We start from the raw sequence: 16,667 nt of genomic DNA, 5'->3' as shown, positions 1-16,667 counted from the left end.
CACCGCGTGCGCGTGCGCCGTGTCGCCGCGACGGTAGGCTGTGTGCCATGGCATCCCGCAGTTCCGCACCCGACAAGGGCCCTGGCTTCTTCTCCCAGATCCGCTCGCTCTACACCTTCACGAAGGCCGAATTCTCGTGGCTGCCGTGGGTGCTGGCCGCTGTCGTGGTCGTCGGAATCGGCATCGGCGTCCTCATCGGGTTCCTCATCCCGCCTGCGGCCATCTGGAGCGTGATCCTGTGGGGTGTCACCGGCCTGCTGTTCGGTCTGTTGGGCGCCATGATCGTGCTCACACGTCTGTCCACCCGCGCGATGTACATCAAGCTCGACGGGATGCCGGGAGCTGCCGGTCACGTGCTGTCGACCTCGCTCGGCCGCAGTTGGGTGGCCTCGGAGATGCCCGTGGGGGTCAACCCGAAGACGCAGGACGCGGTCTACCGCGTGATCGGCCGCGGTGGTGTCGTGATCGTGGGCGAGGGCGCGCGGGGGCGGCTGACCCGACTCGTCAACGACGAGAAGATGAAGGTCCAGCGCGTGGCCTCGGGCGTTCCGATCAATGTGCTGTACATCGGCCACGGTGAGGGCGACGTGCCCATCTCGAAGCTCTCCGCGACCATCAAGTCGTTCCCCAAGAAGGTCGACCGTACGACGATGGCCGCTGTCGTCAAGCGCGTGGACTCGGTCTCGCAGTCCGTCACCTCGCTGCCGATCCCGAAGGGCATCGACCCGATGCGTGCGCGCGCGCCGCGCCCGCGCTGAGCCTCAACCGCGGACGAGGACCGTCCCCGCGGTCTTGTCGTGAAGGCCGCGGTGATCGCCATCCCAGATCACGGCGGGGATGATCAGGGCGAGCAGCAGTGTGCGCACCACCGGACGCCAGAGGCCGCTCCAGCCCCCGTCGACACGGACGATCCGCATGCCGAACAGTCGATGTCCCGGACTTCCCCCGAGCGTCGGGATGAACAGCACCTGCACGGCGACGAAGATCAGGTTCGACGCGACCGGATTGGCGTACCGGAACCCGGTGACCTCGTCCAGGACCGGGAAGAACGCGGAGGCGATCAATGTCGCCGTTGCCAGATCGACGGCGAGAGCGCCGACGCGTCGACCGAGTCTCGCGATGCTCCCCGAGCCCGACCGGGGCAGCCCGAGTCGCTCCCCGGGATAGGTGCTGTCGCGATGTCCCGTATTGTCGGAGGTACCTGCCGTCACCGGGCCAGCTTATCCGCGTCGCTGTAACATCCCCGAAACACGGGGGATACTGCCGGGCAACCGGTCATCGATAGCGTCGAGGCGGGCCTGATCCCGTTCAGGCGTGTTCCGCACCCGATCTTGGAGACTCCATGTTCAAAGATTCATCCGAGGTTCTGAAGTTCATCAAGGACGAGGACGTCAAGTTCCTCGACATCCGGTTCACGGATCTGCCTGGTGTGCAGCAGCACTTCAACATCCCGGCCTCGACCGTCGACGAGGAGTTCTTCACGGTCGGCCAGCTGTTCGACGGTTCGTCGATCCGCGGTTTCGCGAACATCCACGAGTCGGACATGCAGCTCATCCCCGACGTGTCGACGGCCTACCTCGACCCGTTCCGCGAAGCGAAGACGCTGATCATGCTCTTCGACATCTACAACCCGCGCAACGGCGAGATCTACAGCAAGGACCCGCGTCAGGTCGCCAAGAAGGCCGAGAAGTACCTCGCGTCGACGGGCATCGCCGACACCGCGTTCTTCGCCCCCGAGGCGGAGTTCTACATCTTCGACGACGTCCGCTATGAAGTGAAGCAGAACGCCTCCTTCTACAGCGTCGATTCCGAAGAGGGCGCCTGGAACACGGGTCGCGCCGAAGAAGGCGGCAACCTCGCCAACAAGACGGCCTACAAGGGCGGCTACTTCCCCGTCTCCCCCGTCGACAAGACGGCCGATCTCCGCGACGACATCAGCCTCCACCTCATCGAGTCCGGCCTCATCCTCGAGCGCGCGCACCACGAGGTGGGCACCGGTGGTCAGCAGGAGATCAACTACCGCTTCGACACGATGGTGCACGCGGCGGACGACATCCTGAAGTTCAAGTACATCGTCAAGAACGTCGCCGAGCAGTGGGGCAAGGTCGCGACCTTCATGCCGAAGCCGCTCTTCGGTGACAACGGCTCGGGCATGCACACCCACCAGTCGCTGTGGCTCGAGGGTAAGCCCCTCTTCTACGACGAGAAGGGCTACGGCGGCCTGTCCGACCTCGCCCGCTGGTATATCGGTGGCCTGCTGGCGCACGCGCCGGCCGTCCTCGCCTTCACGAACCCGACGCTCAACTCCTACAAGCGTCTCGTCAAGGGTTACGAGGCTCCGGTCAACCTGGTCTACTCCGCGGGCAACCGCTCAGCCGCGATCCGCATCCCGATCACGGGCAGCAACCCGAAGGCCAAGCGCATCGAGTTCCGCGCGCCCGACGCTTCGGGCAACCCCTACCTCGCCTTCGCGGCGCAGATGATGGCCGGCCTCGACGGCATCAAGAACCGCATCGAGCCGCACGAGCCGGTCGACAAGGACCTCTACGAGCTGCCGCCCGAGGAGGCCAAGAACATTCCGCAGGTGCCGAACTCGCTGCTCGACTCGCTCGAGGCGCTTCGTGCAGACCACGAGTTCCTCCTCGCCGGCGGTGTGTTCACGCCCGAGCTGATCGAGACCTGGATCGAGTACAAGATCGAGAACGAGATCAAGCCGCTCGCCGCGCGTCCGCACCCGTTCGAGTACGAGCTGTACTTCGGCGTCTGACGTTCTGCCGCGTGATTCCGGGGCCTGATCGCCTCTGAGTCCGCGGTTAGTCCGCAGAATCCTCGAGAGGGCCCGCCCGATTCACTCTGGCGGGCCCTTTTCGGTGCCCGGCGAGCGATGCCAAGGTGGGTGCTATGGCAACGATCAAGTTCACCATTCCCGATGATGCCCTCCTCGAGCACCTCGCGGCTACGCACGGCTTCTCACGCGGTGACGCGAACAATGTGGAGGTCGAGAGTAGTGCCCCTTAAGGTGGTGTAGCCCACGGTGGCCGGCTCGTCGTTCACGACGTAGGCGCGGTCACCGTGTGATCCTTCGAGGAAACTCTCACATCCCACTCGAAAGGCATCATCACGATGACCGCACTTCATATTGTCGACCCTGCGAGCGTGCTCGCTGAAGCCTTGACCGACGCGTCGCCGGATCTGATGCGCAGCCTGCTGCAGACCACGATCAACGCGCTCCTCTCCGCTGACGCGGATGCCGTCGTGGGCGCGGAATGGGGAAAGCCCAGTCCCGACCGGACCGCGCAACGCAACGGTTACCGGCACCGCGACCTCGACACCCGTGTCGGGACGATCGACGTAGCGATCCCGAAGCTCCGCCAGGGCACGTACTTCCCGGAATGGCTGCTTGAGCGCCGCAAGCGGGCCGAGACCGCGCTGATCACCGTCGTCGCGGATTGCTATCTCGCCGGCGTCTCGACCCGCCGGATGGACAAGCTCGTGAAGACCCTCGGGATCCATAGCTTGTCGAAGTCTCAGGTCTCACGGATGGCCGCAGACCTCGACGAGCACGTCGACCAGTTCCGGCACCGCCCCCTGGGTGACGCGGGGCCGTTCACGTTCGTCGCCGCCGACGCCCTCACGATGAAGGTCCGTGAGGGCGGGCGGGTGATCAACGCGGTCGTGCTCGTCGCGACCGGCGTCAACGGCGACGGGCACCGGGAAGTCCTCGGCCTCCGGGTCGCGACCAGCGAGACGGGGGCCGCCTGGAACTCGTTCTTCGCTGACCTGGTCGCCCGCGGTCTCGGCGGGGTCCGCCTCGTCACCAGCGACGCCCATGCCGGGCTCGTGGACGCGATCGCGGCGAACCTGCCCGGCGCGGTCTGGCAACGCTGCAGAACCCACTACGCAGCGAACCTGATGAGTGTCTGCCCGAAGAGCATGTGGCCGGCCGTTAAGGCGATGCTGCACTCCGTCTACGACCAACCCGACGCCGACGCCGTCAACGCGCAGTTCGACAGGCTCCTGGACTACGTCGAGGAGAAGCTCCCCGACGCGTTCGAGCACCTCGACAACGCCCGCGCGGACATCCTCGCGTTCACGGGGTTCCCCGACGGGCTCTGGCAGCAGATCTGGTCCAATAACCCCAACGAGCGGTTGAACAGGGAGATCCGCCGCCGCACCGACTCCGTGGGCATCTTCCCCAACCGCGACGCGATCATCCGCCTCGTCGGCGCCGTCCTCGCCGAGCAAACCGACGAATGGGTCGAAGGCCGCCGCTACCTTGGCCTCGAGATCCTCACCAAGAGCCGCCTCGCCCTCGTCCCCGACACCGGAAGCGAGGTGAACACCGACACCGTCCTCGAACTCAGCGCCTAACCGAAAACAACAGCAGAAGGATCACCGACCGCTACACCACGTACTGGGGCTTGACCAGGTCGAGGTGTTGCAGCGGACACCAACTACCGAAACGCCGTCGGGCTACGCCGTTGAGGTCAAGCTTGTGTACTGGGTAGAGGGTGCAGCCCTGGAGAAGCTCGCGGGACGCTCGTCCGCTCGCTGAGGGCTACCGCCACAGCTGCCCTCGAAGTGTCGTCGGTGTCCGGCCAGAGATGGCCGTACGTCCGCAGCGTAACCACCGGCGACGCGTGGCGCATGCGGGTCTGCACGACCTTGATGTCGAGGCCCGCAGCGATTAGCAGCGACGCGAAGTAGTGCCGCAGGTCGTGAATGCGGAACCCCTTGGGTAGACCATTCACACTCCCCCGCGTGTCTGCCCACACTCGGTTGAGCTGCCAGGCGGTGACACCGCGACCGAAGACCCCGGGAACGATCATTCGCGCGCCAGCATCCGCCTGCAGCATCGCTGTGAGCGCCGCGGGGATCGGGATCGTCCCGGCAGATGCGTCTGACTTCAGATCCTCGTCGTTATGCTGAGCGGACACCGTGATCGAGTGCCCGCCCCAGTCGATGTCATCTCGGGTCAGGGCGGCCATCTCCCCCGCCCTGAGGCCCGCGAACGCACCGAGGAGCACCACCGACCGGTATTCCTTCGGCAGCGCGTCGTACAGCGCCCACACCTGCTCCGTCGTAGCGACGTAGGGCCGCTGCTGCGGTGTCGGTGGTGACGTGCGCCGCGATACCGGGTTCTTCATGAGGATGCCGTCGTGCACCGCATCCTCGAGCACCTGGTGCAGGCGCCTGTGGATCGAGTACACGTATGAGCGGGCGTACTTCTGCGACAGCTCCGCCATCCACTCCTTCACGTCCGACGCACGGATCGTCCGCAACTGCCGGGCCCCGAACTTCGCCCGGATGAGCTTCACATGCACGGACGCGGACTTCACCGTCCCCGGCTTATTGACCGCGTAACCCGCCTCCCACTTCGTGAGCCACTCCCCGACCGTCATCCTCGACGTCGACGGGTCCACCCACGTGCCGGCCTTCATAGCAGCCGTCGCATCGTCGAGCCACGCCTGCGCGTCGCGCTTCAGCTTCGCGTGCTTCGCATACTCGCGGCCATCAGGCCCCCGATAGCGTGCCCGCCACGAGCCGTCGGGCCTCTGCTTGATGCTCGCCATTAGGCTCCCGAGACTTGTTCCATTCCGACGTTCTCAATCAAGTCAGGGCCGGCGACGTCGTCTTCGAACTCCATCGCCTCTTCTTGCCTAGTCACTTCTGACAGTGCGATAACTTTCAGGAACCCACGTTCGCGGGCGAGCTTGATCCAGTGCGACGCAGTTCGTGGCTTCAGACCTAGTTTCTTGATCACAAACTCGACCGGTGGTAGTCCAACGATGCTGGCGACCGTATAGAAGTGGGATACGAGTCGGAGCGTTGCCGGCTTTGGTCCCTCAGAGACAAGGCGCTGGACCTCTTCCTCGGGGATGTCGATCGAGAACCGGAATACTGGGGGTGTCCTATGTGGACCGCGGAGTATCGCGCGAAGTGCTGCTTTGCGCAGCAGTGTGGTGACCGGAATCTCGCGGACCATCTCACTCGTGATCTTCTCGCCTCCGTCGACCTCGTCGACCTGAAGGCGGGTCACGCGGTAGCCGAACTCGGCCTTCTCCCATTCGGCATCGATAGTGACGCGTGCTCGAACAGATAGCCATTTGTCACCTTCGAACGTCGCCGTGAACTTCTTTGGGGCGTATAAGCCGGCGCCAAGCGCGGCGTATTGGAACGCCGTCGCACTGCGTGTGATCTTGAGCACTCGCCCACTGTAGCCGCTCCGCGTCAGAAATACGCTATTGCACACGCTTGACAGGTATGCGCCTGTCTGATTTGCTTACCTCTGTCAGGAAGACGCAATAGTGGAAGGGAGACTGGCATGGCACGCACCGCGTTCGGGGAGGTTGCCCCCGACATCCTGTTCGTCCCGGAGGTTGCAGAGTATCTGCGCCGCTCGGTCGACAGCATCCGATGGCTCATCAACACCAAGCAGCTCAAGGCCGCGAAACTCGGCGGACGCGTCGTCGTCCGGCGCATCGACCTCGAGAAGTTCGTCAACGACGCATTCGCGGATGCCAGCTGATGCCGAAGGACCCGACCGCGAAAGCTGCGATGAGGAGCATCGAGACCGCTGACAGGACCGCGGCGCTCGTCTTCCGCGGCGCAACCTCCGAACGTGTCTGGCTCGACCGAGCCACCGCACGTACCCTCGCCGGCATCCTCCATGTCCGGCGCGACCCGGCCGGCGAACTCCACGGCCGCATCAAAGAAGAAGCCGCCGCCCTGCTGCAACAGGACGACGGCCAAGCACTCACGAAGGAGCACTAACTCATGACCATCGTAACGGTCCCGACCCCCAGCGTCGCCACCCTGATCAGCCTGACCGCGGAGATCGAGGCGCTCAAGGAGCAGCGCACGTTCGCCCTCCGCAACCTCATCGACGACTGCGAGTTCATGGACATCCCCGTCCTGCAGCTCTACTACTTCCACGTGCGCGAGAACGACCACGCATCACCCGGCGACGTCTTCCACATCACCGACGTCCACCACGAGTGGAAAGGCGGAGACGACGAGACCACCGCCCACCTCGCCGCCAGCTGCGACCACGAATGGTGCCGCCCCGGCGATCGGGTCAAGTTCCCGAAGCACCATCACGTCGGCAACCGGACCTTCTACACCCGCCGAGGAGACCACGTCCTCGCAGGCATCGAGACCGTGGTGGAGCCGAAGATGTTCGGCGAGCTCAGACCCGTCGACGTCTACACGTTCATCCCCGTCGTCTCGGAGCGCTCGCGATGAACGCCGCGTGTTGCGACTTTGAGGACTGCATTCTCGCGGAGGACCACGCCAACGGGTTCACCGATCTCCATGTACGTGACGTCGACCACAAGTCTGTGACGATCGCCTTCTCGCTCGAGGGGCACGTCAAGAGCGCCGCGTGGGTGCCCAACATTTCGGAGTTCACGTTCGATCCCGATTCGATCACCGACGACCTCAACGAGCTCGACGAACTGATCGCCGGACTCACGGAAGCTCGTGTCGCGATCGCGGAGTGGGTGACAGTATGAACGATTCCGACAAGCATGTTGCTGATGCAGTGCGGGCTGAGCTCGCCCGGCAGCGCATCAAGACCCCACACGTCGCTGATGCCCTCGGCGTCAGCCGTCCAACTCTATACTCGCGGCTTGCGGGGAAGTCGTCCTTCACGATTCGAGAGCTCGACCGGATCGCCGACGTGATCGGTGTGGACACGCTGCGGCTCATCGAGTCGGCAATTCTCGGAAAGCGCATCGGGGACCCCATCGAAACGCAGGAAACCGAACCCGAGCCACCACTCCAGCACGACCCATTCGCTCAACCTCCGCGCGCACGCCGGCACAACGGAAGGGCGTACTGATGCACACCCCGATGGACGAATCTGCGTGGTACGCCTGCGAGGCCGCGACCATCGCGGTCCACGGACGCGATCTGGCTACCGGGACGGTCACCGCAATCCTGCTGCTGGACCCGTGCGGTGAGGTCGCGCAGGAGATAGACCGCGACCTCGCGAAGGCGCTCGCGTTGCGCCTCCTCGACCTTGCCGACGACCTGCCGGAACCCGTGAGGATCGTTCGGCGAGCCGCCGATGTCGACGATCACCTGCGTGAGCTTGACGACTGAAGGTCAGGGCCGTCCCTACGGGGCGGCCCTACCCATATGGAAGGAGGAAACGTTGGCTTCGACTACTGACGGGTTCGTCCGTAGCCCGAACTGGCTGATCGACGACAGCAACCTCACCCTGCACGAACTCGTCGTCTACACCGTCCTCTTGCGCTTCCGCGACCCGAAGACCGGCAGGTGCTTCCCGGGCATGACCACGATCGCTGATCGCGCCAGGATCTCGCGTAAGAGCGTCGAGCGCGCCATCCCCGCCCTAGATGTACCCGGTCAGGACGTTGGTGCGGTTCGGCTTATCGGTGGGGTTCCGATGGCTGAGTGGATGCGTCGAGTGTTGTATCGCTCGATGAACGGCGCAAGTGCCGCGGCCCGGGCAGCGTTGGTTTCGAAGGGTTGCCGGTAGGCCCACTCGGTCTGCAGCGTCCGGTTGAAGCGTTCGACTTTGCCGTTCTGCCAGGGGCAGTGCGGACGGATGAACTTCTGCCGGATGCCTCGTTCAGCACAGACCTGCCGCAGTGAGAATCGGTATGCCCAGGCGTTGTCGGTGATCAGCTGCTCGATGCGGGCGATGCCGTGCTCGGCGAAGTACTCGATCGCGCGTTCCAGGAATCCCGCGCAGGTCGGACCCTTCTCGTCCGGGAGGATCTCGGAGTAGGCGAGCCGGGAATGGTCATCGACGAGGGAGTGGACGTAGTCGAACCCGACCGGCGTGTCCCGGTGCCGGTCGGCGACGGCGCGGCCGAGGGAGCGCCAACCGCCGCCGTCGGGGATGCGGCCGAGCTTCTTCACATCCATGTGGACCAGTTCGCCTGGGCGGTCGCGTTCGTATCGGACCGCGGTCGTCTTCGATGCTCGGATCACCTCGCCGGTCATCGGGTCGAGCCGGGACAGGTGCGGCTGACCGCGACGAGCCAGGACCCGTGACGCGGTCCGCGGCGATACTCCGACCGCTGCCGCGAGCTCGTCACGGCCCCAGCGTTGCTCCCGCCGCAACCGGAGCAGTTCAATCTCGACGCGTTCCGGGGTACGTGACGGCGACGACACCGGTCGAGACGACCGGTCGTTCAATCCGGCGACGCCCTCGGATCGATGTCGAGCGATCCAACGCTGCACGCAGCGACGGGAGACACCCATCGCGGCAGCGATATGCGCATGTTTCCAGCCTGCAGCAGCACGCTCAACGATCAGCAACCGACCCCGCGGAGTCAGCCGAGCATTACGGTGGGGCACGAGAACCTCCGGTTTGTGAAGACGTCAGACATCTCCACTCAGCCGGAGGTTCTCCCCATCCACAAGCCCCAACCAGCCACCAACGTCCTGACCCGGTACACCTAGAGCGTCGAGGAATGATCCGTGTGGAACGGCGCAGCACTCTCCGGGAGAACAAGCCCAACGTCTACAGCGTGGCGCTCGCGGACGAGACGCCACAGTTCATCTGGGCGGATTCGGCCCGCGGCCGACGTATCCCGAAGCGACCACGCCCCGCAGACTCCCAGTCGCTGGGTTGGGACTGCTGCACGAATAGGTGACATCTGATCTGGCTTGCCCGCGGGGGTGGGCCTGGAAGGATGTTGCTGTGCCCAAGCCCTACCCGTCCGAGTTCCGTGACGACGTCGTGCGCGTCGCGAGTAACCGTGAGCCCGGAGTGACGATCGAGCAGATCGCGAAAGACTTCGGTGTTCACCCGATGACGCTGCAGAAGTGGATGCGTCGCGCCGACATCGACGCAGGTGCGAAGCCCGGCCAGTCCCGGACCGAGGCGGCGGAGATCCGTGAGCTGAAGAAGCGGAACCGTCTGCTCGAGCAGGAGAACGAGGTCCTCCGCCGCGCGGCGGCGTATCTGTCGCAGGCGAACCTGCCGGGAAAAGGCTCTACCCGCTCGTGAGCGAGCTCGCCGACGCAGGGATCCCTGTGACGGTGACGTGTCGGGTGCTCAAGCTCTCCCGCCAGCCCTACTACCGGTGGCTGACGAACCCCATCACCCCAAGTGAGGTGGTCGAGGCGTATCGCGCGAACGCGCTGTTCGACGCCCACCAGGACGACCCCGAGTTCGGCCATCGGCTCCTCGCCGACGAGGCCCGCGACAACGGGGAGGCGATGGCGGACCGGACCGCGTGGCGGATCGCCTCCAGCAACGGCTGGTTCAGCGCGTTCGGCAAGCCCAAGCGGAGCAAGGCCCGCCGGCCCGGCCCGCCCGTCCACGACGACCGCTGCGCCGTCATCGACGAGCACGGCCGAACCCGGCACGTGTTCACCGCCGACGCCCCGAACCAGCTCTGGTTGACGGATATCACCGAGCACAAGACCGCCGAGGGCAAGCTCTACCTCTGCGCGATCAAGGACGTCTACTCCGGCCGGATCGTGGGGTACTCGATCGACTCGAGGATGAAGTCCCGTCTGGTCGTCCAGGCGCTCGAGAACGCCGCCCTGATGCGCGGCGACGTCGCCGGCTGCGTCGTGCATTCGGACAGGGGATCTCAATTCCGCAGCCGGAAGATGCTCCGCGCCCTCAGCCGACACCGCATGGTCGGGAGCATGGGAAGAGTCGGGTCGAGCGGCGACAACGCCGCCATGGAATCGTTCTTCGCGCTGCTTCAGAAGAACGTCCTCGACCGCCGCCCCTGGACCACCCGCGAGCAGCTGCGCATCGCGATGGTGACCTGGATCGAGCGCACCTACCACCGCCGACGACGGCAGGCCCGCCTGGGCCGTTTGACGCCCATCGAGTTCGAGACCATCATGAACACGACCGTCGCACTGGCGGCGTGACTACAACCTGTCACCTATCCGTGCAGCAGTCCCGTTCGGAGGAGACGACAAGAGGCACAGACTCCGAGTCTGTGGGCACAGACTCCGAGTCGCCACCCCCACAGACTCCGAGTCGCCCTAACAAGATCCAGAAGAACAAGATCCATGAACAAGCTCTAAGGCACGCGCAAGAGCGCGAGCCCGACGACGCGTTCACATTCGAAGAGCCAGCACTCGCGACCGACAAACAGATCACGCTCCTCCGAGACCTCGCGATCATCGTCACCCACCAGATCCCGAACGACATGCAAACCGCCCGATGGCGGAAGCTCACTCGTCACGACGCCCACATTCAGATCCGTGGATATCTGAGGAACACCGGCGTCGGCGGCATGTGGACCGGACCGACCGAAGGCACACCCCTCTGGAACGAGCTCTCACCCCTCACACAAGCCTGGTACCTCGCCGGTGCGCTCCCCGGCGGACTAGAAGGAGCAGCATGACCGTCTGGGCAGAACAACCACACGACAACGGCTCCGCCGTCTGGGGCTGCACCACCTGCGAACACGGCGCCTGGTGCTCCGACCACACCACCGCCCGCCTCGAAGCCCGCACTCATGCCCGCAGCCACGGCGACACCACCGTCAACGTCATCCGCGCCCACCGAGGCCCCACCGCCGACGAGAACCGAGACGACCGCATCCGAACACTCCGCACCGCTGGGCACAGCATCAGACAGATCGCCGAAGTCGTGGGGCTCTCCAACGCCGGAGTCACCAAATCCCTCGCCCGCACCAGGACCGACACATGACCGCCAAGCACCGCGACCCCGAATGGCGACGCACCACCCGCATCATCCGCGCCCAAGTCCGCCAAGCATGGGCACGAGGTGAGGACATCGCATGCTGGCGACACGGAGACCTCATCCCCGAAGGCACACCCTTCGACGTCGGCCACATCTCACTCCACGGAGGCAACACCATCGACAACGCCGCACCCGAATGCCGACACGGCAACCGCAGCCACGGCGGCAAGATCGGCGCCCGCATCACCAACCAGCGCAGAAGCGCCCGAACGACAGGACTGGTCACACCACCATGGGCATGACGAAGGAACCGAAGCCGGGAAGCCCCGCCCTCGAGATCGCCTACCTGGCGCTCGCCATCGCGTCCACCATCGCGACCATCACCGGCCTGCCGTTCGGCTCACCCACGTTCACGATGGCCGCACTCGGAATCGGGATGATCCACCACGAAGGGCGGCGAACCCGCGTCTTTTTGGCGCGAGTCGCTCGGCTCCCCGCCTACGGCTCAACACGCGCCCCTCTCCCTGTCGATCGGGCTCGGGAGGTGTCGTGACGAGCGGCGGCGTTCTGGTTGCGCCCGCGGGCGTCGTGCCGTCGGTGGCGGACCTTCAGGACGAGGCGACGTGGCTGGAGTGGCGTTCGCGTATCCCGGTGGCGGCGCATGTGACGGAACTCGTCACGACCGACCAGACGAGGGCGGAGTTCTTGGAGGGTGCTCGTCTTCTGCGGATGGACGTGCGACGTCGGGGTGGGGATGGCTTTTCGGGGCCGTCGCCGATCCAGTTGGTCATCGCGGACATGCTGAATGCCGGTAAGAAGTTCAACGGCATCATGGAGCCGCGACGCACGACGAAGACCACTGCAGTCCAGGCCGTGATCCTGGGGCGCTGCAGCCTGCGGGAGGACTACCTCGTGGGTTGGACGTTGGCCAAGAAGGACGGCGGTCAGAAGACCGGCGAGCGGTTCCGCAAGGACATCGTCACGCACGTTGAGCGCCTGTACCCGGACCCGAAGACGCGCCCGTTCATCATCAACACGGGCAAGGGCACTGAGCACATCCGCTGGCCGAACGGCTCGTATTTCAACGCGTACGCGCCGGGGAACGAGGCGTTCACGTCCGGCGCGTACGACGTCGCCTGGGTCGACGAGGCGCAGGACGCGACGCCGGAGATGGCGGAGGACATGATGACCTCGATACCTCCGACGCTCGATGGTCGGTTCCTGCCGCAGATGATCGCGTCGGGTACAGCGCCCGACTTCCAGCAGGGAAACCTGCTGTGGAAGCTTCTGACCATGCCCGGTGCCGGCGTGGTCCGGCATGGCATTCCCGAGGACACTGACCCCGCGGAGCTCGAGGCGTGGGAGCCGGATGAGGAGCACCCGCACGCCCGTGTGCGTGAGCTGATCGAGCTGAACCATCCGGGCATTGGCTACACGACTCCGCTGTCTGACGTGCTTGACAACTTCCATGCGATGTCGTCGAAGGCGTTCCAGCGTGAGTACCTGTCGCTTCCCGGCGAGGAGGGGTCGGCGACGGCGCTGATTAAGCAACCGCTGTGGACGAAGACGCGAACCGAGAAGGCGTTCCCGAAGTCGATGCCGTCGGTTGTGGCTCTCGCGATCGCTATCCATCCAGACGGCAAGTGGGCGTCTCTCGCCGCGGCGTGGCACGGGACGAAGGGACGCCGGCACGTGGCGTTGCTGCACCATCAGGAAGGCGTCGACGGGTTCGGCAAGAAGGTACTTCTCCGGGCTCGGAAGCTGAACCGTCGGGTGATCTTCGATCCGGGCCGCCCGGTCGAGAACGTCGAGATCGCGCCGCTCGTCGCCGGCCGCCCGCCGATGCGCACCCGCCCGCTGGCACGGATGGAGATCCCTCGGTCGGCGGTGCTGTTCATGCGGTTCCTCAACGCCGGCGACCTCGTCACCTACCACGGGCAAGACCCGCTTGATGCCGCGGCGGAGATCGTTGTGCGCCGCGCGTTCGGCCAGACCGGGGCGTGGGCGTTCGGCAGGCCGGACGAGAAGACCCGGCCCGACGACGACATCACACCGATTGAGGCAGTCGCTCGCGCCCTCTACGCGCTCGACGACGAGAAGGGCCCCGGCGGTGTCCCGGAGTTGGTAGGCGTCTAGCACACTCCCGGGTGGTAACCGTTAACGCTCAGAGGCCCGTCACCGTGGAGACATGGCGGGATTCTGGGCATGGCTGATGGGGGACGTCTCCCCCACCTCCGCCAGCGGTGCGCCCGCGCTCGCCGCCTCCGGCTCTGGCGACAGCCTGCAACAGGCGATCGTCGGCGACATCCTCGGGACTCTTCCGGAGGAACTCGTCACCCGCGTGACCGCCGCTCGCGTCCCTGAGCTGAAGCGGGCGTTGAAGGGGCACCAGGCGCTCGTGTCGCCGCTGCGCTTCGAGAAGTTCGAGAACGACACCAAGGCCGACCCCCAGCCGTACTGGGTGGGCTCCTGCAACTACCCCGGCATGTCCCGCCACATCGCCATCAAGAAGCTCGTCGAGGAACTGTTCTGGGAAGGCTTCGCCGTCCTTGGGTGCCGTCTCGCGACTGATGACACGGTGTGGGATTGGGTACCCGTGCCCCGGCATCTGTGGTCGATGGACCCGTCGACGCAGCGCGTTACCCTGCACGACTCAATCCCGGCCGAGTACCGGATGCGCGTCGTGCTCGTCCCGCTCGGCGCGAACGGTGTCATGGCCGACGGGATCGACTCGATCCGTCAGGCACGCAAGCTCGAAAAGGCCCGACAGACCCGCCTCGACGCCCCGCCCGCCGCGACAGAACTGCACATCACCGACCCCGCCTTCGACCAGATGAAGCGTAAGGAGAAGGAGACACTCGCGACCTCCTACGTCGAGACCCGTGCGAAGCACTCCGTCTCCGTCACGCCGAGCTACATCGAGGTCAAGGAGCGCGGCGTGTCCGGGCAACTCGACCTGTTCGAGGACGCGAAGAACTCCCTGCGCCTCGAACTCGCGATGCACGGCGGCGTGCCGGCGTCGTTCGTCGAGGGCGGCAAGGAAGGCAGCGACCTCTCCTACTCGAACGAGCAGGACCGCCAGTCCGAGATGTGGACGTACGGGTCCGCCGAGTACGCCTACGCGATCGCCGCCGCACTTTCCGGCGACGACGTCGTCGGCCCCGATGCGGAGGTCCGCGCCGACCTGTCGCACTTCTCCGTACCCGCTCCCACATCCATCGACCCGGAGGCCGGCGACGCCTCCCAGGAGACAGCATGACCAACACAACCGAAGCGGGCCTGTTCTCCCGCGTCGCAGGGACCCGCGAGATCGAGGGTCTGCTGCTCCCGTTCGGCGAGCTCTCCCGCCCGAACCTCTCCGGAACCGAGCCGGTCATGTTCAGCGCTTCCGCCGTCGCGCTCCCCCGTGACCCGTCGATCGTCACCCTGAACGACGAGCACGACCGGTTCAACCCGCTCGGCCGCGGCGTGCAGTTCACCGTCACCGATGCCGGCGTCGTGGGCCGGTTCGCGATCGCCAACACCGACGAGGGCGACGCGTTCCTCGCCTCCTACGGCGACGGCACCGGCAAGCGCAAGCTGTCCGCCGAACTCGGCTCCCTCGTCCGCAACGGCATCAACGCCGTCCGCTCCCGCCTCACCGGCGCGGCCGTCTGCGCCGAGGGTGCCTTCGAGTCCGCCGCCCTGTTCTCCCTCGCGCCCGGCCAGAACGTCGAGTTCACCACCGACGTGCCCGCCAGCGACGAGTACTCCGCACCCGACCGCGACAACAGCTCGCGCACCGTGTCGGAGTTCACCGACTCCGAAGGCGTCCGCTGGCGCCGCATCGAGGAGTACTCCAGCAAGTCCACCGTCGAGAAGATCACCGACGCCGAAACCCCGGCCGAGGACAACACCACCAGCTCCGAGGAGGAGACCATGACCGCAGCTGCCGCTCCCGCGGAGCCCCAGACCCCCGCCGCACCGGCCCTGTTCAGCGGCGCACCCGCACCCGCCGCCGACCCGGCCGACGTCGACATGAACGCGTTCTTCTCCGCCTTCCACGCGATGAAGACCGCCCGCTCGGTCGACACCGAGAACGCGCTCATGGCGCTCGCCGACATCAAGACGACCGATCCCGGAGCGTCCGGGCTCGGAGCCGGCCTCGCGCCGAAGGCCTGGGTCGGCCGGCTGTGGCAGGGCAAGCGGTACGTGCGCAAGTTCATCGACCTCGCCACCCACGTCTACGGCCCGATCGACATCAACGGCCGCGAGGGCTACCGCCTCAACGACACCGACGGCCTGGTCAAGAAGCGCACCACGGGCGAGAAGACCGAGCTGCCCACCGGCTCCGCGACGAGCGACAAGCGCAGCTCCACCCGCGACAGCTACGGCTACGCCGCCGACGTCGCGCAGGAGTGGAACTACCTCTCCGGCGGAGCGGACGTCATGCAGCAGTTCTGGCAGGGCGTCGCCGACAGCTACGCGAAGGTCACCGACATCGACGCCCGCGACACCCTCATCCGCGTGGCCATGAACCGCGACGGCGCGGCCCTGTCCGCCCTCGTGGCTCCCGAGTCGCTGCCTGCCGGCACGCCCGCCAACTCCGCGTACTACCCCGGTGTGGTGCAGCTGATCCAGGCGATCGAAGCGATCAGCGACGCGGACGATGACCCGGCCTGGGCCATCGTCAACCCGGTGCTGTGGAAGCAGCTCATCTACACGCCGAAGGATCTGCTGCCCGAGTTCATCTCCCTCGCCGTCACGCCCGGCTCTGGCCAGGCGTCGGTCGAGGGGAAGGTCGTGGTCAAGAAGGCCCCGCAGTCCGCCTTCCCCGGCACGAAAGCGACCGACCCCCAGGTGGCAGCTGGGTCGAAGGCGGCGGTCGAGTTCAAGGAGCTCGGCGAGACCCCGATCCAGATCGACGCCGTCGAGGTCGCGAAGTTCGGCCTCGACCGCTCCATCGTCGGATTCCTGGAGACGTTCATCGTCCGTCCGGAGTCCACGGTCTTCATCGGCACCAAGCCCTGAC

Annotated in this window: 21 protein-coding genes and 1 pseudogene; 18 read left to right on the top strand and 4 right to left on the bottom strand. The window is 65.9% G+C overall.

Going from position 1 to position 16,667, the window contains the following annotated elements; translation table 11 throughout:
- Positions 1–47 precede the first annotated feature (47 nt).
- Positions 48–758: a DUF4191 domain-containing protein gene (locus HMPREF1529_RS13390; RefSeq protein ID WP_005049467.1), complete on the top strand. Its 711-nt coding sequence runs from the start codon at positions 48–50 to the stop codon at positions 756–758.
- A 3-nt stretch (positions 759–761) separates the two neighbouring features.
- Here HMPREF1529_RS13390 and HMPREF1529_RS13385 read toward each other — a convergent pair whose 3' ends face one another.
- On the bottom strand, positions 762–1,211 hold the full coding sequence (locus HMPREF1529_RS13385) for an RDD family protein (protein ID WP_016465201.1): 450 nt from the start codon (positions 1,209–1,211) through the stop codon (positions 762–764).
- A gap of 131 nt (positions 1,212–1,342) precedes the next feature.
- Between HMPREF1529_RS13385 and glnA the strand changes: the two genes are divergently transcribed.
- The gene (gene glnA, locus HMPREF1529_RS13380) at positions 1,343–2,767 is read left to right on the top strand and encodes a type I glutamate--ammonia ligase (RefSeq protein ID WP_005049465.1); all 1,425 of its coding nucleotides are present in this window, start codon (positions 1,343–1,345) and stop codon (positions 2,765–2,767) included.
- Positions 2,768–3,123: 356 nt separating this feature from the next.
- Positions 3,124–4,371, top strand: coding sequence for an IS256 family transposase (locus HMPREF1529_RS13375; protein WP_016463647.1), 1,248 nt, complete (start codon positions 3,124–3,126; stop codon positions 4,369–4,371).
- 116 nt (positions 4,372–4,487) lie between these two features.
- On the opposite strand, the gene HMPREF1529_RS13370 is transcribed toward HMPREF1529_RS13375, so the two are convergent.
- The gene (locus HMPREF1529_RS13370) at positions 4,488–5,573 is read right to left on the bottom strand and encodes a tyrosine-type recombinase/integrase (protein ID WP_016465199.1); all 1,086 of its coding nucleotides are present in this window, start codon (positions 5,571–5,573) and stop codon (positions 4,488–4,490) included.
- Complete coding sequence (locus tag HMPREF1529_RS13365; RefSeq protein ID WP_036283559.1) at positions 5,573–6,208, bottom strand: hypothetical protein; 636 nt, start codon at positions 6,206–6,208, stop codon at positions 5,573–5,575. The genes HMPREF1529_RS13370 and HMPREF1529_RS13365 overlap by 1 nt, the downstream gene beginning before the upstream one ends.
- Before the next feature lie 117 nt (positions 6,209–6,325).
- On the opposite strand from HMPREF1529_RS13365, the gene HMPREF1529_RS13360 reads away from it, so the two are divergent.
- The 7 genes and pseudogenes from HMPREF1529_RS13360 to HMPREF1529_RS16505 all read left to right on the top strand — a co-directional run.
- On the top strand, positions 6,326–6,529 hold the full coding sequence (locus HMPREF1529_RS13360) for a helix-turn-helix domain-containing protein (RefSeq protein WP_016465197.1): 204 nt from the start codon (positions 6,326–6,328) through the stop codon (positions 6,527–6,529).
- Between the two features lie 29 nt (positions 6,530–6,558).
- Positions 6,559–6,774, top strand: a complete 216-nt coding sequence (locus HMPREF1529_RS13355) for a hypothetical protein (RefSeq protein WP_157533950.1) — start codon at positions 6,559–6,561, stop codon at positions 6,772–6,774.
- Between the two features lie 3 nt (positions 6,775–6,777).
- Positions 6,778–7,245, top strand: a complete 468-nt coding sequence (locus HMPREF1529_RS13350; protein WP_016465195.1) for a hypothetical protein — start codon at positions 6,778–6,780, stop codon at positions 7,243–7,245.
- Positions 7,242–7,514: a hypothetical protein gene (locus HMPREF1529_RS13345; protein ID WP_016465194.1), complete on the top strand. Its 273-nt coding sequence runs from the start codon at positions 7,242–7,244 to the stop codon at positions 7,512–7,514. The genes HMPREF1529_RS13350 and HMPREF1529_RS13345 overlap by 4 nt, the downstream gene beginning before the upstream one ends.
- Complete coding sequence (locus tag HMPREF1529_RS13340; protein WP_016465193.1) at positions 7,511–7,843, top strand: helix-turn-helix domain-containing protein; 333 nt, start codon at positions 7,511–7,513, stop codon at positions 7,841–7,843. Before HMPREF1529_RS13345 ends, HMPREF1529_RS13340 begins: the two co-directional genes overlap by 4 nt.
- Before the next feature lie 11 nt (positions 7,844–7,854).
- Positions 7,855–8,106: a hypothetical protein gene (locus tag HMPREF1529_RS13335; protein WP_157533949.1), complete on the top strand. Its 252-nt coding sequence runs from the start codon at positions 7,855–7,857 to the stop codon at positions 8,104–8,106.
- Positions 8,072–8,341: pseudogene (locus HMPREF1529_RS16505) on the top strand (helix-turn-helix domain-containing protein); the annotation flags it as partial. The gene HMPREF1529_RS13335 and the pseudogene HMPREF1529_RS16505, both read left to right, overlap by 35 nt.
- 32 nt (positions 8,342–8,373) lie before the next feature.
- On the opposite strand, the gene HMPREF1529_RS15745 reads toward HMPREF1529_RS16505, so the two are convergent.
- Positions 8,374–9,333 carry an IS481 family transposase gene (locus HMPREF1529_RS15745; protein ID WP_084675221.1) on the bottom strand — a complete coding sequence of 320 codons (960 nt, stop codon included), beginning with the start codon at positions 9,331–9,333 and terminating at the stop codon, positions 8,374–8,376.
- 346 nt (positions 9,334–9,679) lie between these two features.
- On the opposite strand from HMPREF1529_RS15745, the gene HMPREF1529_RS13315 reads away from it, so the two are divergent.
- The 8 genes from HMPREF1529_RS13315 (at position 9,680) to HMPREF1529_RS13280 (ending at position 16,666) form a co-directional block, all read left to right on the top strand.
- A protein-coding gene (locus HMPREF1529_RS13315) for an IS3 family transposase (protein WP_157533859.1) occupies positions 9,680–10,872 on the top strand; the annotation gives its coding sequence in 2 pieces (ribosomal slippage) (positions 9,680–9,964 and positions 9,967–10,872; 1,191 coding nt in all).
- A 20-nt stretch (positions 10,873–10,892) separates the two neighbouring features.
- The gene (locus HMPREF1529_RS13310) at positions 10,893–11,354 is read left to right on the top strand and encodes a hypothetical protein (protein ID WP_198013072.1); all 462 of its coding nucleotides are present in this window, start codon (positions 10,893–10,895) and stop codon (positions 11,352–11,354) included.
- Entirely contained in the window at positions 11,351–11,662 is a 312-nt protein-coding gene (locus tag HMPREF1529_RS13305) for a hypothetical protein (RefSeq protein WP_016465187.1), read from the top strand. Before HMPREF1529_RS13310 ends, HMPREF1529_RS13305 begins: the two co-directional genes overlap by 4 nt.
- Complete coding sequence (locus tag HMPREF1529_RS13300) at positions 11,659–11,958, top strand: hypothetical protein (RefSeq protein WP_016465186.1); 300 nt, start codon at positions 11,659–11,661, stop codon at positions 11,956–11,958. The genes HMPREF1529_RS13305 and HMPREF1529_RS13300 overlap by 4 nt, the downstream gene beginning before the upstream one ends.
- The gene (locus HMPREF1529_RS13295) at positions 11,955–12,209 is read left to right on the top strand and encodes a hypothetical protein (RefSeq protein WP_157533948.1); all 255 of its coding nucleotides are present in this window, start codon (positions 11,955–11,957) and stop codon (positions 12,207–12,209) included. The genes HMPREF1529_RS13300 and HMPREF1529_RS13295 overlap by 4 nt, the downstream gene beginning before the upstream one ends.
- Positions 12,206–13,792 (top strand): hypothetical protein, encoded by a 1,587-nt coding sequence (locus tag HMPREF1529_RS13290; protein ID WP_016465184.1) that lies wholly within the window; start codon positions 12,206–12,208, stop codon positions 13,790–13,792. The genes HMPREF1529_RS13295 and HMPREF1529_RS13290 overlap by 4 nt, the downstream gene beginning before the upstream one ends.
- A 52-nt stretch (positions 13,793–13,844) precedes the next feature.
- Complete coding sequence (locus HMPREF1529_RS13285; RefSeq protein WP_016465183.1) at positions 13,845–14,915, top strand: hypothetical protein; 1,071 nt, start codon at positions 13,845–13,847, stop codon at positions 14,913–14,915.
- Positions 14,912–16,666 (top strand): hypothetical protein, encoded by a 1,755-nt coding sequence (locus HMPREF1529_RS13280; RefSeq protein WP_016465182.1) that lies wholly within the window; start codon positions 14,912–14,914, stop codon positions 16,664–16,666. The genes HMPREF1529_RS13285 and HMPREF1529_RS13280 overlap by 4 nt, the downstream gene beginning before the upstream one ends.
- Position 16,667 lies beyond the last annotated feature (1 nt).

The organism is Microbacterium sp. oral taxon 186 str. F0373, from assembly GCF_000411455.1.
In the GTDB taxonomy this organism is placed as follows: domain Bacteria; phylum Actinomycetota; class Actinomycetes; order Actinomycetales; family Microbacteriaceae; genus Microbacterium.
This window is presented reverse-complemented; position numbering and strand designations above follow the sequence as displayed.